Here is a 16,773-nt window from a genome sequence, read left to right as displayed (position 1 = left end):
GGGCATAACGGGAACAACGGGTATCACGGGTGCTACTGGAGCAACTGGGATTACTGGATTAACAGGAGCCACCGGCTTCACAGGTGTATCAGGAGTAACAGGCACAACGGGAGCTACGGGACTAACTGGTGTAACTGGAGTTACGGGTATCACAGGCGTGACCGGAGCCACAGGAAGTACCGGTTCAACCGGAGTTACGGGCATAACGGGAACAACGGGTATCACGGGTGCTACTGGAGCAACTGGGATTACTGGATTAACAGGAGCCACCGGCTTCACAGGTGTATCAGGAGCTACAGGCACGACAGGAAGTACGGGTGCAACGGGAGTATCAGGAGCAACAGGAACTACAGGTACTACAGGTAATACAGGTACTACAGGTAATACAGGTAATACAGGTAATACAGGTAATACAGGTACTACGGGTGCAACTGGCACCACGGGAACAACCGGAGTTGCGGGAACGACTGGGGCTACAGGAGCCACAGGAAGTACAGGTGCAACTGGAGCAACAGGAACAACGGGTGTAACAGGGGTTACGGGTATCACTGGCGCGACTGGAGCAACTGGGATTACTGGATTAACAGGAGCCACCGGGTCCACAGGTGTATCAGGAGCAACAGGAACAACAGGAAGTACGGGTGCAACGGGAGTTACAGGCACTAACGGACTTACAGGAGCGACAGGTCCTACAGGAACAACAGGTATCACGGGCGCGACCGGAGCAACGGGAATTACTGGATTAACAGGAGCCACTGGGTTAACAGGTGTATCAGGAGTTACAGGTACGACAGGAAGTACTGGGGCAACGGGGGTTACAGGCACTAACGGACTTACAGGAGCAACAGGAGCAACAGGAACAACAGGAACAACAGGAACAACAGGAACAACAGGTGTAACAGGAGCCACAGGCAGCACCGGTTCAACCGGAGTTACGGGCATAACGGGATCAACAGGTATCACGGGCGCAACCGGAGCAACTGGGGCTACCGGCTTCACAGGTGTATCAGGAGTAACAGGCACAACGGGAGTTACGGGTATCACGGGCGTGACAGGAGCCACAGGAAGTACCGGTATAACTGGAGTTACTGGTGCTAACGGACTTACAGGAGCAACAGGAACAACGGGTGTAACAGGAGTTACGGGTAGTACCGGGATTGCAGGTCCAACTGGTCCTACAGGAACGACAGGAAGTACCGGTTCAACAGGAGTAACTGGGATTACTGGAATAACAGGAGCCACTGGGTTCACAGGTGTATCAGGAGCCACAGGCGCAACAGGAATTGCGGGTATCACGGGTGTGACCGGTGCTACAGGTACAACGGGTGTAACAGGAGCGACAGGAAGTACTGGTTCAGCAGGAGTTACAGGTATAACTGGCGCGACCGGAGCAACTGGAGAAACAGGACTAACGGGAGCTACTGGAACTACTGGGGTTACAGGCATCACAGGTCCAACTGGCCCAACTGGTGCTACCGGATTTACAGGAGCTACCGGCATAACTGGTGTAACGAGTGCAACCGGAGCTACGGGAGCCACTGGAGCAACAGGCATCACAGGAACTACAGGTGCGACTGGGGCAACGGGGCTGACAGGAGCCACGGGCCCAACCGGCCCCAATTTTGCAACACAAGGGTTCTCGGCATTCCTGGCTACACTTTCGACAGCAACCAGCACTCAGTTAACCAACTGGACGACCACGGCTCCTTATTACGGTAATGCCAACTTCAATGCAACCACAGGAAACTATACCGTCCCGGTAACCGGAAGATATTCCATTGTGGCCACAATAAATTATGCAACAACCGCAGCGATCGCCCTATCACTGGGTGCTGGAGTTAACCCTGCCTTTCTTGTCCAGAGGACATCACCCACAGTTACAACTCTGGTTAGTGGTTTATTGCCCGTACTGAATATAGCCGTTACACTACTTACACTGCGGGCAGTGCTGGGAAGCGGTTCGGTGACTTTGGCGGTAGAAGTCGCATTGAATGCAGGAGATGTGATTGGATTGTTCTATGCTGCAAACGGGCTGACGATTACGTTGAACCTGGGCAGTGGTGCTACAAATGGCATTGTGTGGTCTGTGCATGAGATCACCTAAAAACTTCTCAACGAATTGCGCCTATGGACAAATTCGTAAAGTTGTAATAAGTTAGTTTGAAGATATTCGAAGTATCTTTCGAAATTTGGACTAACAAGTGAGGTGGATTGCATGATTCCTATTTTGGGACGCATTAACGAATTAAGTCGAAAACAACGCAGCAGCATCGGCTTGACAAAAGCAGAACAAAGCGAGCAGCAGGAGCTTAGAAAACAATATTTGCAGGCTATTCGAGGTCAGGTACTGACAACCATGCTGGCAGTATCCGTTGTGGACCCACTGGGTCATGATGTGACCCCTGAGAAATTAATCAATGAAAAATTGCAGCGTCGGGAACAGGCCGGCCAATAGCATTCCTTTAAAAAAGACAGACCAAGGTTACATCTTGGTCTGTCTTTTTTTCGTTTTCTGCAAATCTTCCGTCTAAAAGGAAGCACATCAAAAGAGGAAGGTACCATCTAATTAGGTATTTCGTGCATATTAACAAGCGTGTCAGTTATTTTTAGTGTTGATGACAATAAATCTGCCTCCAGCTTCAATTCATCCTCGATAACTCATATAATAACGCTAATATATTTCAGGAATACAAGATGAAATCACAATTCTCCTCAATATAACTAACAACAAACTTACATCAAATAATCAAAGAAAGATTAGTTCATATATGTATCTCGAAAGGGTTGATGAATCATGAGCCTGGAAGCTTTGAATGAACGTGTGAAGAATGATCTGGCTTATTTGTCATTTGGTGGCGCGAACTGGGTACGTCCAAGAGAACATGCGGATGGTCATGTCTATGATGTCGTCATTGTGGGTGGAGGCCAGAGTGGATTAGGAGCGGCATTTGGACTTCTTCGTGAACGGATCTCCAATATTGTGGTCATTGACGAGAATGCATCGGGGCTTGAAGGACCTTGGGAGACTTATGCACGTATGGTAACTTTGCGCACACCCAAGCATCTGACCTCCATCGATCTGGGGATCCCCTCGTTAACCTTTCGCTCATGGTGGGAAGCACAGGTTGGGCCCGAAGGTTGGGAAGAGGTAGATAAGATCCCGCGTGGGGACTGGATGAATTATTTACGCTGGTATCGGAAAGTGCTGAATCTGCCTGTGCTTAATGAGGTAGAAATGACGCTGGTTGAGCCAATAGAGAACGGAATACATCGACTTCATGTGAACAAGGCAGGAGCTCAGATGGATGTTATACTTGCTCGCAAAGTAGTGTTTGCTACGGGAATACAAGGTGGTGGAGAGTGGCATATGCCGTCCATGATTGCTGATAGATTACCTCGGGAGTTGTATGCCCACACGTCTGAAGCCATTGATTTTGATCGGTTAAAAGGTAAAAGGGTTGCTGTACTTGGCGGCGGCGCTTCTGCATTCGATAATGCCAGTTATGCCCTTTCCACCGGTGTGGCGGAGGCTCATGTATTTGTACGGCGGGAACAACTGCCAAGTATTAATCCCATTCGTCAGATGGAACAATCCGGTATGATCGAGCGATACCATGCTCTTCCGGTTGCTGATAAATATGAAGTGATCTCTCATTTCTTCAAATTCAATCAACCCCCAACCAATGATACGTTTAATCGTGCGGCAGCTTGGCCTGGATTCGAACTGCATTTGAACTCTCCCTGGCTGAGTGTAGAAGCATCGGATCAGGGAGCGATTGTGCATACGGCACAGGGAGCATTTACGTTTGATTTTCTAATTATTAGCACAGGTCTTCTCAGTGATCCGGCACTCCGTCCTGAGCTGAAGCTTGTGGAGCCATACATCGCGCGCTGGAAGGACTGTTACCAGGCTCCACCAGAGCATCGCAATGCATTGCTGGACGCACATCCATACCTGAGTTCCGGGTTTGCAATGACAAGCAGGAGTGAACAGGGTGAGAAACCGTTGCACGGACTGTTTGTATTCAACTACTCTGCACTTGCCAGCTGTGGTCTGTCGGCATCGGCCATATCGGGAACCAAGAGCGCAGTTCCGAAACTGGTCTCTGCCATAGCGGATCAATTGTTCCTCGATGATCGGGAGATTATTTTGCAGCAATTCTATGCGTATGAAGAACAGGAATTTACGGCTACTTGGGTGAAAAGTGCTGCTCTCGCTGAGTAAACGCACTCCATAAGATTGTGAACGTGTGGCATCTGATGCTGCACGTTTTTTCGTTTTTCATATGATGAAGGTTACACTTGCCTTTAATTTGTTGTAAAATGTCGGTTGGAACATGTTAAAGGCAGGGATAATAGATGAATGAAATGAACTATGAACAATTTAGAGCCCATTTGAAGAAAGCGTCGCGTAAACGAAATGTACCTTTGATTAAGATCGTTGCATTTCAAGAGAAATACATGAAGATTGAAGAAGTTCAATTTTACGATGTGGAACAAAATCATATGAGTGTTCGGGCTTGCAATACGTTGTGGATGCATCTGGAGAATAAATCTTTCCGTAATATGGTGTCCCAACATTTGCAGTTTTATAGAGATATGGAGAACCTGGGTCGGCATTCCTTTGAGAATCTGATCAAAGAACTATATGATACGTCTGTTCCTGTGCTGCTCGATTACAATCCCGCTCATTTTTACACCTCGGGGCAACTCGCTGAGATTCTGGTCATGGACGAGGAGAGGCTAATTGAACAATTGGAGATGGGTCGCTTCAAGGGGGCTTTTATTAATGAGGATGGCAAATGGCTTAAACCCAAACCGGAAGCAATGGTTGTAGAGTCATAGACCTCATGAAGTTCCCATGAAAAGCAAATCCTGCAACGCCGCGCATCAAGCGCTGGAGGCTGCAGGATTTTTATTGGAGATACGAAGCGCGCGGAATTCCAACATTAAGAACATGAAGTAAGTAACTTCATTCGATCGTTAAATACTCAAGTTTTGCGGCGAACCGTAAATCCATCTTTACACCGATTAGGGGCGCCAGGGATTGAGACGATACCTTGTCCTTGGACCATGATCCCTTTTTGAGAGGTGCAAAAAGCAGGAGACTGTCCGTTCAGTCGGCACAAGTTGAAGGTTACGGGGGTAAGCCGTGCCATGGAGGCGATGGAGCTCCCTACAGTGGGCGCTTCAACAATCCACTCCGCAGAGGACTGCGGACCCGAATAATACTGAATGGTGCGGAAAGTCCAGCCTAGCGTTAGATTAGTAAGGGTGATGCACCAGGTTTTACGCGTTAATTTGGCGATGACTGCTCGAATGCGATGACCAGGGGAAACGGGATGTGGAATGATGGTCTCTGCGTCAGGAAGGATCTCCCACCAGGCATAATAGCTGGGCTTGCCTTGAATCCAGTCGTGACCTGTTCCGGTCTGAATGAGACTGCTATTCTCGAAGCCATCAATTCCAATCCATGCGGATGAATATGTGTTACGTGTACTAGGTAGAACGTAGGGGACAGTCCATTCCGCCGAGATGCGACGGTATTGGTTCTGTGTTCCTGTGCGAGCATAGCCGCTCCAATTGGAGGAGATCCATCCAGAGCGAGAGGAAACTTTCTTTTTCTGATGCAGGGCACAAGGTTTGCGACGTTTGTGTGGGCGGTCTGTCATCAGGTCACCACCTTCGATAAAATAGGGACTAGATTATCAGATGCGCGTTCAGGAGTCAGAGAAAGGGACAATTGGACAAGAAAATAAGTCGAAAGATGCGGGTTTTTGAATGTTTTTAAATTATTTTGAATGAAAGTGGTTGTTTTTTGAGTGGATTATGATACTATAGAAGCAGTTGGAGGAATGAAGATGCTGACTGAAGAACGATATGCTGCAATTATAGAGCGCTTACATTTACAGGGAATTGTGAAATTGCAAGAGCTTGTTGATGTGTTGGGTGCTTCTGAATCAACGATTAGGCGTGACTTGATCGATCTGGAGAGTCGTCAGATGCTCAAACGCATCCACGGTGGTGCCGCACTGGTGAATGAAAAAACGCTGGAACCGGGCATGGAAGAAAAAACGTTCAAAAACATTCAACAAAAAACGACGATTGCCCGTTTGGCTGCACAGGAGATCGAAAATGGCGAATGCATTTATCTGGATGCAGGAACGACAACGTTAGCCATGATTCCTTTTATTGAAGCTAAAGACGTAACGGTAGTTACCAACGGACTTTCACATGTTGAGGCTTTGGTAAGCAAGCGTATTCGCAGTTATTTGCTCGGAGGTATGATGAAAATTCATACAAAAGCAGTCATTGGCAGTATCGCATTACAGAACATGGATAATTTCCGTTTTGATAAATGTTTTCTTGGAAGCAATGGAGTTGATCCCGAAATGGGGTATACAACACCGGATCCGGAGGAAGCCTTGATTAAAAGGCGTGCACATCAATTGTCGGGAAAATCTTATGTGCTGGCTGATTCCAGCAAAATAGGGGAAATTACTTTTGCCAAATTGTTTGATTTGGAGGAGGCCGATTTGATTACCGAGCAGATGCCAGAACATTGGCGGCCTGGAATCGCCCAGAAAACTAAAATAATTGAGGGATAACGATGATATATACGATAACACTTAACCCGTCCATTGATTACATCGTGGAAGTGGATGAGCTGAAGCTTGGCGGATTGAATCGAATGAATCGGGATTTGAAGCTCCCTGGCGGCAAAGGCATTAATGTCTCTCGCATACTGAATCAACTTGGAGCAGATAACACGGCTATTGGTTTCCTTGGTGGATTTACTGGACGTTTCATTAATGACAAGTTGCAAGAAGATTACATTCGGACAGACTTTGTTACGATTGCAGACGATACTCGCATTAACATCAAGCTGAAGCATGGAGAAGAGACAGAGATTAATGGTCTTGGACCTGCAATCAGTGCCGAAGAGGCGGAGCAGTTGCTTCATAAATTGTCTTCGTTGGAAAAAGGAGATATTGTCATTCTCTCCGGAAGTGTACCGCCTTCACTTGGAACGGATTTTTATGATCGTCTCATTAAAGTATGCAAGCAAACGGGTGCCGAATTTGTGATTGATACAACGGGCCCTGCGTTAATGGAAGCTCTTGAACATGCACCATTGCTGGTGAAGCCAAATCATCATGAATTGGCTGAACTGTTCGGTGTAACGATTGATACTCGCGAGGAACTGGTGTTATACGGGCGTAAGTTGCTGGAAGCCGGTGCTAAACATGTGTTGATCTCCATGGCAGGTGAGGGTGCACTATTCATTACCAAAGCGGAAGTTCATCATGCGAATGTGCCAAAAGGCACTGTGAAAAACTCGGTTGGTGCCGGTGACTCCATGATTGGCGGATTCGTAGGTACCTATGTACAGAGCGGAGATTTGCTGGAAGCTTTCCGCACAGGGGTTGCATCTGGAAGCGCCACTGCGTTCTCGGATGATCTTGCAACACGTGAATTGATTGATGAATTGCGTAATCAAGTAGCCATTACGACGATTTAGCCTAACGGCCTTATAAAAGGTTTTTACTGTAATTGTAATGTAGTGAGGCCTGCCTATGCAGGCCGACTGAACTTAAGGGAGTGTACCAAGATGAGAATAACAGACTTGATGATCCAGGAAACGATGATCATGGACCTGCAAGCCACAACCAAAGATGAGGCTATTGATGAACTAATTGCAAGCCTGAACCGAAGCGGACGAATCAATGATCCGGTCCTGTTCAAGGAAATGATCTATAAAAGAGAAGCTGAATCCAGCACAGGTATCGGTGGCGGAATTGCAATGCCACATGCCAAAACAACAGCGGTGAACGAACCAACAGTTGTATTTGCCAAGAGTAGAAAAGGACTTGATTTTGAAGCGTTGGATGATCAGCCAGCTCATGTGTTCTTCATGATTGCGGCTCCAGAAGGCGCAGGTAATACCCATCTGCGTACGCTTGCAGCTCTTTCCAGGTTGTTGATTGATAGCGATTTCATCTCACAATTGATGAGTACAGATACACCTGCGGAAGTTAGTGCATTGTTTGATGCCAAACAGGCAGAAGCAGCTGAGAAGGAAGCAGCCAAAGAAAAAGAAAAAGCTGAAAAAGCAGCAAATGCCGCATCAGTCTCCACTAGCAATCAGCAACAAAACACTTCTGGTGTGATTGTAGGTAATACCAATTCGGAGGATTTTGTTGTTGCGGTTACAGCCTGTCCAACCGGTATAGCTCATACGTTTATGGCTGAAGATGCACTTAAAAAGAAAGCTCAGGAAATGGGCATTAATATTCGCGTAGAGACAAACGGCTCTGAAGGAGCGCAGAATGTTCTCACTGCTGATGAGATCGCTCGTGCTAAAGGGGTTATCGTTGCCGCAGACAAAAATGTGGAGATGGCACGTTTCGATGGCAAACCGGTATTGCAAAGACCGGTGAGTGATGGAATCCGTAAATCCGAAGAGCTGATTCGCAAGGCCGTTAACGGAGATGCACCGATCTATCGCAGCCAAGGCGGAAATGCCAAAGAAGAGGGCGCAAGCGCTGGCAAAATCAGTGTAGGTAGCAAAATCTATAAAGATCTGATGAATGGTATCTCGCATATGCTGCCGTTTGTTGTAGGTGGCGGTATTCTGCTAGCAATCTCCTTCTTGTTCGAACAGCTTGCTAGCCCTGAGAATCCGATTGTGCAACTGCTTCAAACGATCGGTGGCGGAACAGGGGCGTTCCACTTCCTGATTCCGGTACTTGCCGGATTTATCGCGATGAGTATTGGTGATCGTCCGGCCCTGATGCCTGGTATGGTTGGTGGATTGATGGCGGTTAACTCAAACGCCGGTTTCCTTGGTGGTTTGGCTGCCGGTTTCCTGGCGGGTTATGTAGTTATTGGTCTTCGTAAGTTGTTCAAAGGATTGCCAAAAGCGATTGATGGCTTGAAACCAATCTTGCTGTATCCGGTATTTGGTTTGCTGATCGTGGGTGCCATCAGTTTCTATGTCTTTGATCCAATCTTTGGTTCCCTGAACACCTGGCTTGTAGATGCACTTGGTAACTTGGGTACAGGTAATGCGGTATTGTTAGGCTTGTTGCTTGGCGGTATGATGTCCATCGATATGGGTGGGCCGTTCAACAAAGCGGCTTACACGTTCGCTATCGGCGTATTCACATCCAGTGGTAACACAGACGGTGCATGGATGGCAGCGGTTATGGCAGGCGGTATGGTGCCTCCTCTGGCGATTGCACTTGCAACAACGTTCTTCAAATCCAAATTTACAGAGCAAGAACGCAAATCAGGTTTGACTAACTATGTACTTGGATTCTCCTTCATTACAGAAGGTGCAATTCCATTTGCTGCGGCTGATCCATTACGTGTATTGACTTCTTGTATTCTGGGTTCCGCTGTTGCTGGCGGATTGACACAACTGTGGAGCATTAATGTACCAGCTCCGCATGGCGGGATCTTTGTTGCAGCACTGGCGAACCACGCACTATTGTTCCTGCTCGCTGTTGCGATTGGTTCTGTGATCTCTGGTCTGATTCTAGGCTTGTGGAAGAAGTCACCAACGCTTGTAAAGTAACAAATATAAGTAACATCTCCTGGGTGAAATTCACTTGGGGGATGTTTTTTTATTTCAGCTTTTTTGTCAGGTAGTGGAAAGTTGCCTCCGGATTTGTGTAAAATGCTTATTTAGCTTTTACATTCATGTGTGGTAAAATAAATATAATTATATTTTGAAACTATGTTTCGTCTAATGAAACTTATGCAGGAGGAATTGGAATGTCTGATGTAATCAAAAGTCAGGTGCAGAAGCAGTTTGCGAAAAATGCAGGAAAATACGTGACGAGTGCGGGGCATGCCAAAGGTGGGGATCTCGCGTTGCTCGTGGCTTCATCTCAAGCCACTCCGGATATGAACGTGCTGGATATCGCCACTGGAGGAGGGCATGTCGCTAATGCATTGGCTCCACTTGTTCAGCGGGTGACAGCCCTCGATCTAACGGAAGAAATGCTTCAGGTAGCTGAAGCATTTATCCAGGGCAATGGACACCGTAATGTAGATTTTGTTGCCGGGGATGCAGAGAAGCTGCCATTCGATGATGATGTCTTTGACCTTGTAACCTGCCGAATCGCTGCTCACCATTTTCCGGACGTTTCTTCGTTTGTTCATGAGGCATTACGAGTTATGAAGCCCGGTGGAAGGTTGTTATTCATTGACAACGTGGCACCTGAACGTGATGAGAATGACCAGTTTTACAATGAAGTGGAGAAGTGCCGAGATGCAAGCCATGTTCGAGCATGGCGCAAGACGGAATGGATTCATATGCTGGAGTATGCCGGCTTCCGCATGGAAACGATGGTTTCCTTCCAGAAGCGCTTTAAGTTTGAAGAGTGGTGTAACCGTGCGGCACTGCCGGAACGGGAGAGAAGGGAACTTGAAGCAAGTATGTTGAGTGCACCGTCCATCATCCGAAAATTTTTCAACTTCGAAGTGACAGAACACGGGAAGCTCGACAGCTTCCAAGGGGAAAGTGTGTATATCCAAGCGATTAAACCGACTCATGTTTAAAGATCGAATCGACGGTTCAGACGGTCTCTCTTCTTCGCACGTGTTACCTCCCTTTTCAGCACATATGACAGAGGTTCATCTTTAAAGTGCGTGTTCAAAAAGTCTGGTTTTCAGTACCGAGAAGATGGGATGAAGCTAGAAATGGAGTAGCATTTCGGCTGAATTTCATCTTCGAAGCCGATGATGCCGCTAGGCATGATTCGTAATCAAAAGTGGACTTTTTGAACAACCTCTTAAATTAAACGACAGGCCATTTTACTTTACGTAGGGAATCAAGCAACTCTGGCGGCGCATTCAGATTGTCACGGACCAGATCCCGCGGGGTTAACGCCATCCACTGATTCAGCGATACATCCTCGAATCGATCACTTCGGAATATCTCCAAAAACCATAAAGTGTCTGTGCCGGTATTCTGTACATAGTGTCCCATTGCGACAGGAACATATCCGACATCTCCCGCCCGATAATCAAAGGTACGAGCAATGCCATTGCCTCCAAAGACAGTCATTCTCCCTTGTCCTGTCAGATAGTATTGCCATTCATCTGCATTGGGATGCCAGTGCAGTTCACGCATGGCGCCAGGTCGGATCTCAACGAGTGCGGCTGCAACGGTAGTTGAGATAGGGAAGTTGGTGGAGTCGACAATCCGGACGCTTCCGCCCGGTGTAATGAGTGGTTCCTGGGCCAGCAATCGGTGTTTGAATGTGAGAGGAATGGTACCATATGGCGACTGAACTTCCTGGCTCTCGATGGAACCCGGGACGGTATCTTGGAAAATGTAGACCTGTTCCTTCGGCATGGACTGAAAAGCGGATTCGGGCACGCCGAAATTGACAGACAATACCTCTGGTGGGGTATGGGCAAACCAATCGGATATGGATAACGTATTCAGATCGGAGAAGGAGCCGTCATCAAACACAAGCAGAAATTCACAACCCTCCTCCAGTCCCTGGATGGAATGGGGTAGACCTTTGGGGAAAAACCAGAGATCGCCAGGCCCGACATCCGCAATAAAATTACGTCCGTTCTGATCTACCGAAGTAATTCTTGCTGTTCCCCAGATCATATAGGCCCACTCGGATTGTTGATGCCAGTGCAATTCCCTTATACCTCCCGGTGTCAGGCTCATGTTCACACCTGCCAGTGTAGTGGCAATAGGGAGATCCCGTACGGTGATTTCACGTGACCAACCCCCATGGTTCAATTGCATATGGGTATCGGAAAAAGACATTTTCAGATTGGGCAATAACCCGTTATCGGTTGCCGGAGGTACCAGCATATCTGGGTTTTGTATATCTCTCATGACGTCTCTGGGTCCCAGATCAGGTCCTCCAGCGCCATCACTGCGAATGGGTTGCGGGATGATAAATGGTTTGTCATTTGGTTGCTGTCCTTTGGTCATGAAGTGATCCCTCCAGATTCAGTAACATGTCACACGCGACATTGTATCGTTATGTTTACACCTATGAATCAGGGCCTGGATAATATGAGGGACAAACGACCAAAAAAGACGTGACCGCATGCGGTCACGTCTTTATTCCAGACTACACTGTAAGAAAACGCTGCTCGTAGATCTCGTTTACCCGCTTTAAAACAGCAGGGCCTTGCTCTGTGAAACGAAGTGCTGCCGATTTATTTTTAACCAGGAACGCACCGGATTCGTGTCCGGTTGGGGATAAGGCCGCATTGTAGAGCAGCGAAGCGCCATGGCTTGGATGAGGAAAGAACCATTTCATGATAGGTTTGATATAGAAGGGCAGGCCGGATGTTTTGTTGCCCCTTAGCGTGTTATTTCCACCGGGATCTACGCTTAGTAATTGTATGCCATCCGCACTGGCAGACTTGGCAACCTCGTGTGTCCATAGGGATAAGCCGAGCTTCGAGGTGGCATAAGGACCAAACAGCTTTTTGAATTCGGCTGGACGTTCCAGGATGTTCATATCAAATTGTCTGACCATATTGAACGAGGTGGTGGAAGTATTAATAACTGTTTTCATCTGTCCTTTAAGCAATAGCTCAACTAATTCCATGTAGATGATGTAAGGGACTACCGTCTGAAGTTCAAAGTGTAGTTCATGCCCCTGATCAGAGAAACGAAGCTCCGAAGCGCTGCCCCCCGCATTGTTAAACAAAACATCAATTGAATCAGTACCGGATTTAATCTGATCCAGTGCAGTTCTCAGACTGTCGTAGTTGGTCAGATTAGCCTGAACCCAACGGAGCTGGCCTGTACGTAAGGCGTTCTGAATATCGGTATCCTCGGATGGGAAAGCAGAACGGTTGAGACCGATTACCTGCCATCCTTCAGCCAGTAACTTGCGTGTCAGTTCAAGACCAATTCCTGACGTTGACCCTGTGATGAGAGCGGTGCGAAGCTGATTTTGTATATTCATATATACCTCCAGAAGAATGGGATTACAGAACGAATCTGTATGCTGCGCTCATTCTATAACTTGGAGTCGACTCCAAGTCAAGGGGTGTTGGGATGGAGCGGATCATGCTTGACTTGGAGTCAGCTCCAAGTTGTAATATGGAGAGAAATGAATGTGGAGGAGGCCCATATGATGAGTGAGAATGAAGTGTTCTCCATTAAAGAAACGTCAGAACAGGCCGGATTATCAGAAGATACAATTCGTTATTATGAGAAGATTGGGCTGCTTCCTCGAGCGGAACGCAAAGCCAATCGCCATCGGGTATATCGCTCGGAGGATATCCATACGATGAAGTTGATCACTTGCCTGAAAAAAACAGGAATGTCTCTGGAGGAAATGAAGCCTTATTTACAAATGTCCATGGATTCCGATCTCGCAGATTTCCCAAATGAACGGGAGATGCTGGTGAATCACCGGAAGAAAGTTAAAGCACAGATTGCTTCGCTACAGCAGGTGGTTGATTTTATCGACGAGAAGTTGGAGAAACGAAGTATGTATCCTGATGAATGTCCTATTACCGGGGAGAACCAGATGTCTGTTTTTGAAAAACAGAACCTATTCTCTTGATGGCGCTGCTGCCTATTTGAATCCGAGAACCCACGTCATGATGACGCGGGTCTTTTTGCTGTTTCTAGTATTTAATATCGAGTGTATGACGAAGTCGTTTGATATCGCTTTTGGGAGGGAGACCATACATGCGGGCATACTCCCGGCTGAATTGAGACGGACTTTCATAGCCAACCTGGAACGCAGCGTCGGCGACATCGGTTAAACCTGCGAGCAGCATTCGCCGGGCTTCATGCAATCGAATCTGTTTCTGGAATTGTAAAGGGCTCATGGCGGTAATCGCTTTGAAATGATGATGTAATGAGGAAGAACTCATGTTGATCATGGCAGCAAGTTGTTCAATCCGAAGTGGCTTAGCGTAATCGGATTGGATGACTTCGATCACCTCGGCGATGTGCTGTGCATGACTGTCCTGAATAGCAAACTGCTTGATGGAATGTCCATGTTCATCCTGGATAATACGATATAGAATTTCGCGGATAAACAGAGGGGCAAGGACAGGAATGTCTTCAGGTGTATCCAGCAGCCGAACCAATCGGATCACGGCTTCAAGAAGGGAAGGTTTGGTTGAGCTAACAAACAATCCTCTTTGTGTTAAATGGTCAGGTTTGGGTTGTGCAGAAGGCGTATCCTGAATCAGATCGAAAATCTGCCCTGAATCAAAATCCAGTCGAATACATAGATAGGGATGTTCGGTTGTAGCCTGTACAACCTGCCCTGAAATAGGCAAGTTTACGGAAGCTACCAAATATTGTGAAAGGTCGTAGGTGTAGCTCTCGCGGCCGAGTATAACTAATTTGGAACCTTGGGCGACAATGCAGAGGGCAGGCTGATAAACGGAATATATGGGTTGTGAGATCTCGGAGGCACGGATTAAGGCAAGCGATGGAATTTTTGTTTGGTGTATCCCATCATTTGGGGTGAAATGCTCAATAAGTTGAGCCAATTGTTGCTGCTGCTCCGTGATGCTTGTATCCGTTTCATTTGTTTTGATAAGCATGAATTACAGCCCCCCCTTGTAAACCACTATTACTATTATTTTAAAATGCTCTGGAGGAATAGGCAAGAATACTGCGGGATTTTTCTATCGTACAACGACTGATCCTCTACATAATGGAGAGAAGCAACGGAATCTTTTGAAGCAGAGAGGGGGGAGAAACAATGGAGCGCAATTCAATGGGTGACCAACAAGAACCAAAATACCCGTATATGGGAAACATATAGAATACGTGGATGATACGGGATTTACAGCTGATGGAGACTTCAGGGACGGCGTTTTGTACCATGCAGGCATGATTTTGTATAGAGAAAATGTACAATAACAACCTAATAAGGAGCGATTTAATATGTCCAATGTAAAAGGGAAAGTTGTTGTCATTACCGGTGCGAGTAGTGGAATTGGCGAGTCAACAGCTCGATTGCTTGCACAGCATGGAGCACATGTAGTTATTGGAGCTAGACGTATGGAACGTTTGGAGGCATTGGCCTCCTCCATTCGTTTGGAAGGCGGATCGGTGGAGTATCATTCGCTGGATGTTACCAGATTGGAAGAGATGCAAACCATCGTTGACCTCGCTCAAACTCGCTATGGACATATCGATGTTATTTTAAATAACGCTGGAGTTATGCCGCTATCTCCCCTTGAATCGTTAAAAGTAGATGAGTGGAATCGCATGATAGATGTTAACATTCGTGGTGTTCTGCATGGCATTGCGGCTGGACTACCCGTCATGAAAAAGCAGGGTTTCGGCCAGTTTATTAATATCGCCTCTATTGGAGCCTATGCCGTGTCACCAACGGCAGCGGTGTATTGTGCAACCAAATACGCGGTCCGCGCCATCTCGGAGGGGTTACGACAGGAAGTAGGCGGAGATATCCGTGTAACCCTTGTATCACCGGGCGTGACGGAATCAGAACTCGCGGATACGATCTCTGATGAAGAAGCACGTGATCTCATGAAAGAGTATCGGCGCATATCCATTCCCGCCTCGGCGATTGCGCAAAGTATCTTGTATGCCATTAGCCAGCCGGCAGAGGTGGACGTAAATGAGATTGTAGTGAGACCGACAGCAAGCATGGCTTAAGTTCGGATCCTCTTTTGGTATATAATAGATTCAATTGATACGAAAAGAGGAATAGTGCAGTGACATTACAACAACTAAAATATGTGATCGAAGTTGCCACGCGCGGTTCCATGAATGAAGCAGCCAAAAGGTTGTTTATCTCGCAACCCAGCCTTTCGAATGCCATTCGGGATCTGGAGCAGGAGTTGCGAATTACTATTTTTGAACGTACCAATAAGGGAATATCTCTGTCTAAAGAAGGCGTTGAGTTTCTGAGTTATGCACGTCAGGTGGTAGAACAAGCTGAATTGCTGGAGAATCGTTATCTGAACGCCAAGCCATCCCCGCAGCACTTCTCTGTATCGACGCAGCATTATGCGTTTGCAGTGAATGCCTTTGTTCGTCTGGTACAGCAGTATGGTCAGGATGAATACGAGTTGGCGCTTCGGGAGACTAAGACCTACGAGATTATTCAGGACGTGAAAAGCCTGCGCAGTGAAATTGGCATCCTGTATTTGAATGAGTTCAATGCCAAGGTGATTAACAAATTGTTAAAAGATGCGGGATTGGTTTTCACGAGTTTGTTCACAGCCAAGCCCCATATCTTTATCAGTGTGAAGAACCCGCTGGCGAAGCAGGAGTCGGTTGCAATCGAGCAACTGCAGGATTATCCGTACTTGTCATTTGATCAGGGAGAGTACAATTCCTTTCATTTTTCCGAAGAAATCCTGAGTACGTTATCTCACCCCAAAAGCATACAGGTCAATGACCGCGCAACATTGTTTAACCTGTTGATTGGTCTGAATGGTTATACGATCTCTACGGGCGTACTTAGCGCCGATCTGAACGGAGACGAAATAATTCCTGTACCGCTGGAATGTGAGGAATCCATTAATGTAGGGTGGATAAGCCACAAGAGCACTTCTCTCTCTAATCTGGGTGTAGCATATGTCCAGGCTTTGCATGAGGCCATAGGGTCTTAGAAGTGCTAAATGGTTCATCAAAAGGCCGTTTCCGTATAAGTCGGAACGGTTTTTTTTGTTGTACTATGATCTTTAAAGTATAGGGTGGTATGTTGTCATCCCGTGTAATAGAATGAAGGTATATGTCGAATGTGTGCAAGAGATCGAAGGGAGAACGGT

Annotated in this window: 14 protein-coding genes and 2 pseudogenes; 12 read left to right on the top strand and 4 right to left on the bottom strand. The window is 47.0% G+C overall.

Going from position 1 to position 16,773, the window contains the following annotated elements; genetic code table 11:
• From J2Z28_RS31460 to J2Z28_RS07775, 4 genes and pseudogenes are all read left to right on the top strand, one after another.
• A pseudogene (locus J2Z28_RS31460) lies at positions 1-2,104 on the top strand (collagen-like protein); the annotation flags it as partial.
• A 111-nt stretch (positions 2,105-2,215) separates the two neighbouring features.
• Positions 2,216-2,455 carry a DUF896 domain-containing protein gene (locus J2Z28_RS07785; protein ID WP_211081806.1) on the top strand — a complete coding sequence of 80 codons (240 nt, stop codon included), beginning with the start codon at positions 2,216-2,218 and terminating at the stop codon, positions 2,453-2,455.
• Between the two features lie 339 nt (positions 2,456-2,794).
• Positions 2,795-4,225, top strand: a complete 1,431-nt coding sequence (locus J2Z28_RS07780; RefSeq protein ID WP_211081805.1) for an NAD(P)-binding domain-containing protein — start codon at positions 2,795-2,797, stop codon at positions 4,223-4,225.
• 134 nt (positions 4,226-4,359) lie between these two features.
• A complete protein-coding gene (locus J2Z28_RS07775; protein ID WP_211081804.1) occupies positions 4,360-4,845 on the top strand; it encodes a hypothetical protein in 486 nt (161 codons plus the stop codon).
• 146 nt (positions 4,846-4,991) lie between these two features.
• On the opposite strand, the gene J2Z28_RS07770 is transcribed toward J2Z28_RS07775, so the two are convergent.
• On the bottom strand, positions 4,992-5,672 hold the full coding sequence (locus J2Z28_RS07770) for a G1 family glutamic endopeptidase (protein ID WP_211081803.1): 681 nt from the start codon (positions 5,670-5,672) through the stop codon (positions 4,992-4,994).
• A gap of 189 nt (positions 5,673-5,861) precedes the next feature.
• Between J2Z28_RS07770 and J2Z28_RS07765 the strand changes: the two genes are divergently transcribed.
• From J2Z28_RS07765 to J2Z28_RS07750, 4 genes are all read left to right on the top strand, one after another.
• The gene (locus J2Z28_RS07765; RefSeq protein WP_017689448.1) at positions 5,862-6,608 is read left to right on the top strand and encodes a DeoR/GlpR family DNA-binding transcription regulator; all 747 of its coding nucleotides are present in this window, start codon (positions 5,862-5,864) and stop codon (positions 6,606-6,608) included.
• 2 nt (positions 6,609-6,610) lie between these two features.
• Entirely contained in the window at positions 6,611-7,522 is a 912-nt protein-coding gene (pfkB, locus tag J2Z28_RS07760) for a 1-phosphofructokinase (protein WP_211081802.1), read from the top strand.
• A gap of 90 nt (positions 7,523-7,612) precedes the next feature.
• Positions 7,613-9,580 carry a PTS fructose transporter subunit IIABC gene (locus tag J2Z28_RS07755; RefSeq protein WP_211081801.1) on the top strand — a complete coding sequence of 656 codons (1,968 nt, stop codon included), beginning with the start codon at positions 7,613-7,615 and terminating at the stop codon, positions 9,578-9,580.
• A gap of 200 nt (positions 9,581-9,780) precedes the next feature.
• A complete protein-coding gene (locus tag J2Z28_RS07750) occupies positions 9,781-10,569 on the top strand; it encodes a class I SAM-dependent methyltransferase (protein ID WP_211081800.1) in 789 nt (262 codons plus the stop codon).
• A 238-nt stretch (positions 10,570-10,807) separates the two neighbouring features.
• Here the strand turns inward: J2Z28_RS07750 and J2Z28_RS07745 are convergent, their stop codons facing one another.
• Positions 10,808-11,971: an oxalate decarboxylase family bicupin gene (locus J2Z28_RS07745; RefSeq protein WP_211081799.1), complete on the bottom strand. Its 1,164-nt coding sequence runs from the start codon at positions 11,969-11,971 to the stop codon at positions 10,808-10,810.
• Between the two features lie 142 nt (positions 11,972-12,113).
• Positions 12,114-12,962 (bottom strand): SDR family NAD(P)-dependent oxidoreductase, encoded by an 849-nt coding sequence (locus J2Z28_RS07740; RefSeq protein ID WP_211081798.1) that lies wholly within the window; start codon positions 12,960-12,962, stop codon positions 12,114-12,116.
• A gap of 168 nt (positions 12,963-13,130) precedes the next feature.
• On the opposite strand from J2Z28_RS07740, the gene J2Z28_RS07735 reads away from it, so the two are divergent.
• Complete coding sequence (locus J2Z28_RS07735) at positions 13,131-13,568, top strand: MerR family transcriptional regulator (protein ID WP_211081797.1); 438 nt, start codon at positions 13,131-13,133, stop codon at positions 13,566-13,568.
• 64 nt (positions 13,569-13,632) lie between these two features.
• Here J2Z28_RS07735 and J2Z28_RS07730 read toward each other — a convergent pair whose 3' ends face one another.
• Positions 13,633-14,568, bottom strand: coding sequence for an AraC family transcriptional regulator (locus J2Z28_RS07730; protein WP_211081796.1), 936 nt, complete (start codon positions 14,566-14,568; stop codon positions 13,633-13,635).
• Positions 14,569-14,773: 205 nt separating this feature from the next.
• Between J2Z28_RS07730 and J2Z28_RS07725 the strand changes: the two are divergent.
• The 3 genes and pseudogenes from J2Z28_RS07725 to J2Z28_RS07715 form a co-directional block, all read left to right on the top strand.
• Positions 14,774-14,890 (top strand): annotated as a pseudogene (locus J2Z28_RS07725) (Atu4866 domain-containing protein); the annotation flags it as partial.
• A gap of 24 nt (positions 14,891-14,914) precedes the next feature.
• Positions 14,915-15,652 carry an SDR family oxidoreductase gene (locus tag J2Z28_RS07720; protein ID WP_211081795.1) on the top strand — a complete coding sequence of 246 codons (738 nt, stop codon included), beginning with the start codon at positions 14,915-14,917 and terminating at the stop codon, positions 15,650-15,652.
• 59 nt (positions 15,653-15,711) lie between these two features.
• The gene (locus tag J2Z28_RS07715) at positions 15,712-16,614 is read left to right on the top strand and encodes a LysR family transcriptional regulator (protein ID WP_017689438.1); all 903 of its coding nucleotides are present in this window, start codon (positions 15,712-15,714) and stop codon (positions 16,612-16,614) included.
• Positions 16,615-16,773: the final 159 nt, after the last annotated feature.

This window comes from Paenibacillus xylanexedens, from assembly GCF_017874615.1.
GTDB classification, from domain to species: Bacteria; Bacillota; Bacilli; order Paenibacillales; family Paenibacillaceae; genus Paenibacillus; species Paenibacillus xylanexedens.
This window is presented reverse-complemented; position numbering and strand designations above follow the sequence as displayed.